The organism is Mycobacterium sp. IDUB_19 (assembly GCF_055419445.1).
This window is the reverse complement of the sequence record NZ_JBVAXR010000001.1, coordinates 505,647-513,921: the sequence shown is the minus strand read 5'-3', so window position 1 is coordinate 513,921 and position 8,275 is coordinate 505,647. Positions and strand designations below refer to the sequence as shown.

General features: G+C 65.4%; 9 protein-coding genes. 3 read left to right on the top strand and 6 right to left on the bottom strand.

Features of this window, described 5'->3' with window-relative positions; all coding sequences use genetic code 11:
* The 4 genes from ACZY0B_RS02495 to ACZY0B_RS02480 all read right to left on the bottom strand — a co-directional run.
* On the bottom strand, positions 1-923 hold a 923-nt coding region (locus tag ACZY0B_RS02495; RefSeq protein WP_463762390.1), incomplete at its 3' end, for a CaiB/BaiF CoA transferase family protein.
* A 47-nt stretch (positions 924-970) separates the two neighbouring features.
* On the bottom strand, positions 971-1,927 hold the full coding sequence (locus ACZY0B_RS02490) for an LLM class F420-dependent oxidoreductase (protein WP_463762351.1): 957 nt from the start codon (positions 1,925-1,927) through the stop codon (positions 971-973).
* The gene (locus ACZY0B_RS02485) at positions 1,912-2,337 is read right to left on the bottom strand and encodes a cobalamin-dependent protein (protein WP_463762350.1); all 426 of its coding nucleotides are present in this window, start codon (positions 2,335-2,337) and stop codon (positions 1,912-1,914) included. The genes ACZY0B_RS02490 and ACZY0B_RS02485 overlap by 16 nt, the downstream gene beginning before the upstream one ends.
* A complete protein-coding gene (locus tag ACZY0B_RS02480; protein WP_463762349.1) occupies positions 2,338-3,915 on the bottom strand; it encodes a methylmalonyl-CoA mutase family protein in 1,578 nt (525 codons plus the stop codon).
* Positions 3,916-4,005: 90 nt separating this feature from the next.
* Between ACZY0B_RS02480 and ACZY0B_RS02475 the strand changes: the two genes are divergently transcribed.
* The gene (locus ACZY0B_RS02475; RefSeq protein WP_463762348.1) at positions 4,006-4,830 is read left to right on the top strand and encodes an SDR family oxidoreductase; all 825 of its coding nucleotides are present in this window, start codon (positions 4,006-4,008) and stop codon (positions 4,828-4,830) included.
* Between the two features lie 16 nt (positions 4,831-4,846).
* Here ACZY0B_RS02475 and ACZY0B_RS02470 read toward each other — a convergent pair whose 3' ends face one another.
* Complete coding sequence (locus ACZY0B_RS02470) at positions 4,847-5,659, bottom strand: methyltransferase domain-containing protein (protein WP_463762347.1); 813 nt, start codon at positions 5,657-5,659, stop codon at positions 4,847-4,849.
* 61 nt (positions 5,660-5,720) lie between these two features.
* Positions 5,721-6,422: a M15 family metallopeptidase gene (locus tag ACZY0B_RS02465; protein WP_463762346.1), complete on the bottom strand. Its 702-nt coding sequence runs from the start codon at positions 6,420-6,422 to the stop codon at positions 5,721-5,723.
* 143 nt (positions 6,423-6,565) lie between these two features.
* Here ACZY0B_RS02465 and ACZY0B_RS02460 point away from each other — a divergent pair, with 143 nt between their 5' ends.
* Together ACZY0B_RS02460 and ACZY0B_RS02455 are read left to right on the top strand one after the other, a co-directional pair.
* Positions 6,566-7,705 carry an LLM class flavin-dependent oxidoreductase gene (locus tag ACZY0B_RS02460; RefSeq protein ID WP_463762345.1) on the top strand — a complete coding sequence of 380 codons (1,140 nt, stop codon included), beginning with the start codon at positions 6,566-6,568 and terminating at the stop codon, positions 7,703-7,705.
* Between the two features lie 18 nt (positions 7,706-7,723).
* Entirely contained in the window at positions 7,724-8,155 is a 432-nt protein-coding gene (locus ACZY0B_RS02455; protein WP_463762344.1) for a tautomerase family protein, read from the top strand.
* The last annotated feature ends 120 nt before the right edge of the window (positions 8,156-8,275 follow it).

Sequence of the window (8,275 nt, the reverse complement as noted above, 5' to 3'; positions counted from 1 at the left end):
GGAGAGCCGACGAGACGGAAATCGCCTGCCGTAACAATCACTTCCGGCGTCGCTTTGAGCGCCTCGGGCAGCGTGCGCACCGCCGCGGCGGGCACCCCCAGGGGTCTCAGTCGCCGTTCCCAGCTCGCGGCGGTGTCGGTCGCCAGCATCGCGGTGACGATGGCGAGCACCTCGTCACGGCGGGCTACCCGTTCGGCCATCGTGTCGAAGCCGCCGATACCTGCCTCGGTGGCAAAGGATTTCCAGAACCCGTCGTGGGTGATGAATAGCGCCAGATAGCCGTCGGCGGTCGGAAAAAGCTGGGCAGGAACGTAATACGAGTGGGCACCGTTCGGCCTGCGCTGCGGCTCGACGCCGTTGTTGAGGTAAGCCGACGCGTGATAGTTCAGCTGCGACAGCATGACATCGCGCAGCGAAACATCGACTTGCCCGCCGGTGCCGGAGATGATCTTCGCCAAAAGTCCCAGCGCCGCGGTCATTCCGGTGGAGTTGTCCGCTGACGAATAGCCGGGCAGCGTCGGTGGGCCCTCTGGATCGCCGGTCAGTGCGGCGGTGCCGACGCCCGCCTGCACCACATAATCGAAAGCCGGATCATCGCCGCCGTACAAGCCGAATCCGGTGATCGCGACGCAGACGATCCGCTCGTTGTGCAGTCGCAACTGGTCATAGGTGAGCCCCAGCCGGCGAATGGCCGACGGCTTCAGGTTCACCAGCAGTGCGTTGGATTCGGCGACCAGTTCGCCCAGGCGTTGCTGTCCCGCATCGGAATTCAGGTCCAGACAGATGCTGGACTTGTTGCGATTGAGGCTGGCGAAGTAGGCGGCGCCCACACTGCGGGAGATTTCACCGCCGCGGGGTTCGATCTTGATGACCTCGGCGCCAAGGTCGGCGAGCAGCATCGTGGCATAAGGGCCGGCCAGCATGGTGCCGACCTCAAGAATCCGGATTCCCGCGAGCGGCCCCTCGGACGTCACCGCAGTTCCGTTGCGAGCGCGGCGATCATCTCGCGCGTCCGGCGTTTGGAAGCGACCAGCTCATCCCGGTTGTCACCGATGGGCAGCAGCCGCACCGACAGGTCGGTCACACCGGCGTCGGCGAAAGAGCGGAATCGCGACAGAATCTGTTCCGAGTCGCCGGCCGCACACAGATCGCCGACATCGCGGGCATCACCACGGTCGAGCAGGTTCTGGTAGTTGGGCGACACCTCGGCCTCACCCAGGATGCGGTTGGCCCGCTCCTTGGCCTCCTCGACTTGCGAAGGTGCACAAAGGCATACCGGGATGCCCGCGACGATTCGCGGCGCGGGCCGGCCGGCATCGGCGGCTGCCTTGGTGATCTTCGGTGCGATGTGATCACCGATCGCGCGCTCGTCGGCCATCCATAACACGGTGCCGTCGGCGAGTTCACCGGCAATCTGCAGCATCACCGGCCCAAGCGCGGCGACCAGCACCGGCATCGGGGTATCGGCCCCGATGGCCATCGGATTGTGCACCGTGAACGAATCATTCTCGACGTCAACCGATCCCGGCCCGGAAACGGCGGCGTTGAGCACCTGCAGGTAGTCGCGGGTGTAGGCGGCCGGCTTCTCATACGGCAAACCGAGCATGTCCCGGATGATCCAATGGTGTGACGGTCCGACGCCCAGCGCCAACCGTCCACCGGCCACCGCATGCGTCGAGAGCGCCTGGCGGGCAAGGGCGATCGGATGCTGAGCCTGCAGCGGCACCACCGCGGTACCCAGCTCGATGCGCGAGCTGTGCGCGGCCATCAGCGACACCATGGTCAGACAGTCGAAGTCGTTGGGCACCTGCGGCATCCACGCGGTGTCCAGACCCGCGGATTCGGCCCATTCGATATCGGAAGCCAGCTTGTCCACCTTGCGGGCCATATCGCCCCGCTCGGCGCCGATCATCACTCCGACGCGCATGATTCCTCCGCAGCAGGCTCGGGGGTGCCGGTCAATGCACGGATTTCGCGCACTAGTGCGTCGAGCGGTGTCCCGGTGGGGAATACCGCGGCGGCACCGGCAGAAAGGAGTTTGGGGACGTCGGCGTGCGGGATCGTTCCACCGACGACGACGGCGATGTCCGCGGCGTCGGCGGCGCGCAACGCTTCGACGGTGCGCGCGGTGAGCGCCAGATGCGCACCGGACAAGATGCTCAGACCGACGACGGCGACGTCTTCCTGGACCGCGATCGAGGCGATGTCTTCGATGCGCTGCCGGATGCCGGTGTAGATGACCTCGAATCCCGCGTCACGCAGCGTGCGCGCGACGATCTTGGCGCCGCGGTCATGCCCGTCCAAGCCGGGTTTGGCAACCAGAACGCGAACGGCCACTTAGAACACCACCGGTTGCTGGAATTCGCCCCATACTGCCTTGAGCGCGGAGACCATTTCCCCGACCGTGCAGTACGCGTTGGCGCAGTCGATCAACATGTGCATCAGGTTGTCGTTTCCTTCGGCGGCACGCGACAATGCCGCAAGACTGGATGCGACTGTCGCCGAATCTCTTTCGGCCTTTACCTTCGAGAGCCGTTTCAGCTGAAGGTCGCGGCCTTCAGCGTCGAGCTCATAGGTGACGACATCGTGTTCTTGCTCCTCGGTCACGAACCGATTGACCCCGACGACCGGACGGGTGCCGGATTCGATGTCCTGGTGGATCTTGAACGCCTCGTCGGCGATCAGCCCCTGCAGGTAACCGTCCTCGATGGCATGGACCATTCCGCCATGCCGCTCGAGGTCGGACATGATCTCGATGATGCGAGCCTCGGTGGCATCGGTCAGTGCCTCGACGAAATACGAGCCGCCCAGCGGGTCGGCGACGCTGCCCACGCCGGTTTCGTGCGCCAGGATCTGCTGGGTACGCAGCGCCAGTGTGGTGGTTTCCTCGGTGGGCAGGGCGAACGGCTCGTCCCAGGCCGCCGTGAACATCGACTGGACACCGCCCAGCACCGCGGCCATCGCCTCGTAGGCCACACGGACGATGTTGTTGTGGGCCTGCGGCGCGTACAGCGATGCTCCACCACAGACGCAGCCGAAGCGGAACATCGCCGCCTTCGCCGTCGTCGCCCCGTAGCGCTCCCGCACGATTGTCGCCCAACGCCGCCGCCCGGCACGGTATTTGGCGATCTCCTCGAAGAAGTCGCCGTGGGTGTAGAAGAAGAATGAGATCTGCGGTGCGAACTGGTCGATCGTCATGCGGCCGCGTTCCACCACGGTGTCGCAGTAGGTCACCCCGTCGGCCAAGGTGAACGCCATCTCCTGCACCGCGTTGGCCCCGGCATCGCGGAAATGCGCACCGGCCACCGAAATCGCGTTGAACCTGGGAACCTCGGCCGCGCAGAACTCGATGGTGTCGGCGATCAACCGCAGTGACGGCTCCGGCGGCCAGATCCAGGTTCCGCGCGAGGCGTACTCCTTGAGGATGTCGTTCTGGATGGTCCCGGTGAGCTTCGCCCGCGGTATCCCTTTTTTCTCGGCGGCGGCGACGTAGAACGCCAGCAGGATCGCCGCCGTTCCGTTGATCGTCATGCTCGTGCTGAGCTTGTCCAACGGGATGCCGTCGAACAAGATCTCGAAGTCGGCCAGGGTGTCCACCGCGACGCCGACCCGGCCGACCTCCTCACCGAACTCGGGGTCGTCGGAGTCGTACCCACACTGGGTGGGCAGGTCGAGCGCCACCGACAACCCGGTCCCGCCCTGATCCAGCAGGTAGCGGTAACGGCGATTGGATTCCTCGGCGGTGCCGAATCCCGAGTACTGCCGGAAGGTCCAGAGCTTGCCGCGATAGCCGGACGCGAAGTTGCCCCGCGTGAAGGGGAACTCCCCGGGTGCCGGAGGCTCCGCGCTCCTATCCGCCGGCCCGTACACGGGCTGCAGCGGGATACCGGAGGGAGTGTGGGCCGTATTATCCATCGATGAATAACGTACTTGCAAAAAAAGAGAATGCCAATACCACCGTTTGACCAGGCCAAACGGTGGTCTGACCTGGACAAAGGGATACGAATGGCTGACAAGAAGCTCGCCGACCGCACCGTCGTGATCTCCGGCGGCAGCCGGGGCATCGGGCTCGCGATCGGAATCGGCGCCGCCGGGCAGGGCGCCAACGTGGTACTGCTGGCCAAGACCGACACCCCGCATCCCCGCCTGCCCGGAACGGTGCACACCGCGGCCGCGGCGGTCGAAGCCGCAGGCGGCAAGGCGCTGGCGGTCGTCGGCGATGTGCGCCGCGAAGAGGACGTGCAGCGGGTGGTCGAGGCCGCGGTGCAGCGGTTCGGCGGCATCGACGTCTGCGTCAACAACGCCAGCGCCATCGCGACCGAACCCACCGCCGTCCTGTCAGCCAAGAAGTACGACCTAATGCAGGAAGTCAACCTGCGCGGCACGTTCCTGCTGACCAAGGCGTGCGTGCCCCATCTACAGAAATCGGTCAACCCGCATGTGCTCACCATCTCGCCACCGGTGAACATGAACCCACGCTGGTTGGGCGCCCACCCGGCCTACACACTGTCCAAGTACGGGATGACGCTGCTGTCACTGGGCTGGGCGGCGGAATTCGCCGACGACGGGATCGGCGTGAATTGCCTTTGGCCGCAGACGTATATCGCTACAGCGGCGGTGGCGAACATGGCCGACGGTGACCGGTTGGCCGAGTCGTCGCGCAGCCCGGAGATCATGGCCGACGCCGCCGTCGAAATCATCTCTCGGCCCGCCCGGGAAGCCACCGGCAACTGCCACATCGACGCCGACGTGCTGCAATCGGCCGGGGTGGCGGATCTGTCCCGGTACGGCGGCGGGGAGCAGCCCATTCCGGACCTGTTCCTGGACTGAATACCCGAGCGTTAAGTCATGCGCGGCAGATGATTTCGCCGTGCGGGATCGCTAGCCAACCGTCTTTCGCCGCGGCCCACTCCCGCCATGCCTCGGAGATCTCCTCGAGCTGCGCGGTGGTGGCGAGGCCAAACCGCAGCATGTCTCGGGCGATGCCGGAATGCAGGATTCGGTCGGCCCACATTCCGCCCCACCATTCGCGGGTGTCGGGAGTCGCATAGCACCACAGGCTCCCGGTGGGTGTGACGTCGTCGAACCCCGCTTCCAGCGCCCACGACAGCAGCTGCCGGCCGGCGTCCGGTTCGCCGCCATTGGCACGGGCGGCCTGTTGGTAGATGTCGCGCCAAACGTCCAGTGGCGCCAGGCGGGGATACCAGACGAACCCCGAGTAGTCGGCGTCGCGAGCCGCCACGATTCCGCCGGGCCTACACACTCTGCGCATTTCCCGCAGTGCCCGCACCGGATTCGCGACGTGTTGGAGTACCTGGTGTGCGTGCACGACGTCGAACGTGTCGTCGGGAATGTCGAGCCGCTCCACGTCGGCGGTCGCGAACGAGACGTTGGACAGATTGCGCTGCTCGGCCTCCGCGCGGGCCCGGTCGAGCACATCGCCGAATTGATCGACGGCCGTGACCGATCCGGGCGCCACCCTGGCGGCGAGGTCCACGGTGATCGTCCCGGGGCCGCACCCCACGTCGAGCAGCGACAGCCCCGGCTCCAGATACGACAGCAGGTAGCCCGCGGAATCCTGCGCGGTGCGCCGCTGATGACTGCGCAGCACCGACTCGTGGTGTCCGTGCGTGTAGCTGGCCTGGCGTTCGGCGTTCATGGCGCAAAGCCTACCGGCGGTTGGTCACAATATGAAACTGTTGTCTCAATATATGGGACGCCTAATCGACCGGGACGTCGAGAATCGGACGGTCGACGCCGGCGCCGGGACCGTCGAAATGCCACCACTCACCGGAGTACGGGGACAATCCGCCGTACTTCATCGCGTCGCGCAACTGAGCCCGGTTCGCCTGAGCGTCGGCACTGACGCCCTGAGTTGCGAATGCTGTTGCGCGCGGGGAGAAATCGTCGAAGTCGGTGCCCATATCAGCCAGGCAGAGTCCGCCCGCGTGACGTTCGGGCGGGCACTGTGGTTGCACGCTGGTGAATGTGACGTCGACCGACCGCCCGGACTCATGGCTGTGCGCGAACGGACCGGGCCGGGCCACCCAAGCGGGGTTGGGGACCACGTTGAACATCCTGACCTGAACGTCGTGCGGCCGGTAGCAGTCCCAGAACACCAGTAGGTGTCCTTGGGGCCGCAGCGCCGACGCGGCATTCGCGAGGCCGCCAGACATGGATTGGTGCACCAGGCACCGGGCGTCGGAGGGATACAACTGCGTGCCGGTGAAATTGTTCGTCGTCGCGTAGCGCAGGTCGATCACGGCGTCGGGAACGACGGTGCGGACGTCAACGAATCCGGCCGCGCGCGCCGCGTCGCTGACGGGCGGCACGTCGGGACTGCCCTGCGCGATTGCCGCCGCGGGAATCGCGATCAGTCCGACGGCCACCACCAGCGAGAGAACCAGGCGCAGACGACGCATCAAACCATTGTCGCGGCTGATCGTCGATTAACCCGGTAAGGCGATCGCAGAAACACGCCATTGATGAACCGCGATCGATCATTTATCGTCCAGGGTAGCCGATCGGCTAGTCTGTGGCCGGCGGCCCGAAGGAGCGAATATCGATGGGCAGTTTCGGCGTGGGCGTCATGCACAACACGATCAATTCGCGTTTCGGCCCAAAGCCTTTGATCCACGCCGACTATCTGACCGGGCTGGCCTGCGGCGCCGACTCCTTCTGGGTGGCCGACCACCTCAACTCGGTGCTGCCGCCATCGATGTGGAAGCCCGAGCACGTGGGCGCGGCCCGGTTGATCCCCAAGATGGACGCCCACCTGGAACCGTGGACGATGCTGGGCTACCTGGCAGGGCGCAACAAGGGCCGGATGCGGCTGGGCGTGGCCGTCACCGACACCGGCCGCCGCAATCCCGCGGTCACCGCGCAGGCCGTTGCATCGCTGCACCTGTTGACGAAGGGCCGGGCGGTCCTGGGCATCGGAACCGGTGAGCGGGAAAGCAACGCGCCCTATGGCGTCGACTGGTCGAAGCCAGTGGCACGCTTCGAGGAAGGGGTGGCCACCATCCGAGCGCTCTGGGACTCCGGCGGCGAGTTGGTCAACCGCGACTCGCCGTTCTTCCCTTTGCACAACGCGACTTTCGCGCTTCCGCCGTACAAGGGCAAGTGGCCCGAGATCTGGATCGCCGCGCACGGGCCCCGCATGATGCGCGCCACCGGCAAATATGCCGACGGCTGGTTCCCCGGAACGACCCGTGCAACCGAATATGGTGAGCAACTCCAGATCGTGCGCACTGCGGCCTCGGACGCCGGGCGCGACCCGCAGGCCATCACCCCAGCCCTCATTCGGTTCATCGTGACCGGACGGTCCCGCGACGAAATCGATGAGGTCGTCGACTCCGATATCGCCAAGGTGTTCACGCTCAACTCCCCCGCCAAAGACTGGGAACGCCACGGTGCGCAGCATCCGCTGGGGGCAGACTTCACCGGAGTCCAAGACCTGATTCCGCAATTGATCGACGAGCAGACCGCGCTGTCCTACGCGGCGAAGGTTCCGCGGTCGCTCGTCCAGGAACTGTTCGCGGTCGGCATGCCCGATGAGGTCATCGAACAGATAGCGGAGTTCCGCGACCACGGTCTGCGCTACCTCGTGGTGGGCAATGCCGGTGCGATTCAACCAAGTATGCGCAAAAGCGCGGCCGCGACCGCGCCCTACGTCAAGGTCGTGCGAGGCCTGCGGAAGCTCTGAGCAAGGAGGCGGTTGGCAATGCCGATGATCGATTTCACGTTCGTGCGTGACTCCGTCGACGAGCAGGCGCTGAGCCGGCTCACCGACGAGTTGGTCACCGCGCTGCTACGCGCCGAACGTGCCCCTGACACACCGTTTCTGCGCGACAACACTTTGGTGTACTTGCATCCGATGGAGCCGGCCGAGCTCTCGGTCGGTGGCCGCGGACCCGGCGAACCCCGGTTCAGGGTCGACCTGACGGTATTCGCGGGCGCACTCGACAAGGACCGCAAAGAACAGCTCACCGCCGACGTGCACACCGCGGTGTGTACCGCGGCGGGAATCGAGCCGCAGGGCCCGCGGGCATTTCACGTCTGGACGCTGATTCACGAAATCCCCGAAGGTAATTGGGGTGGCGGCGGCAAGGTCATCTACTACCAGCAAGTGAAAGGCCTTGTCGCCGAGGGCTAATGCCCGAAAGGAAAGGCTACCCTGACCAGCGCGTGTGAGCTGGGCTTCACAATTACGTGGTATGTGATTTGTCTAACTGTCAGCGTATTTATAGCCGCGTTCGTTCACTACCTTGGTACG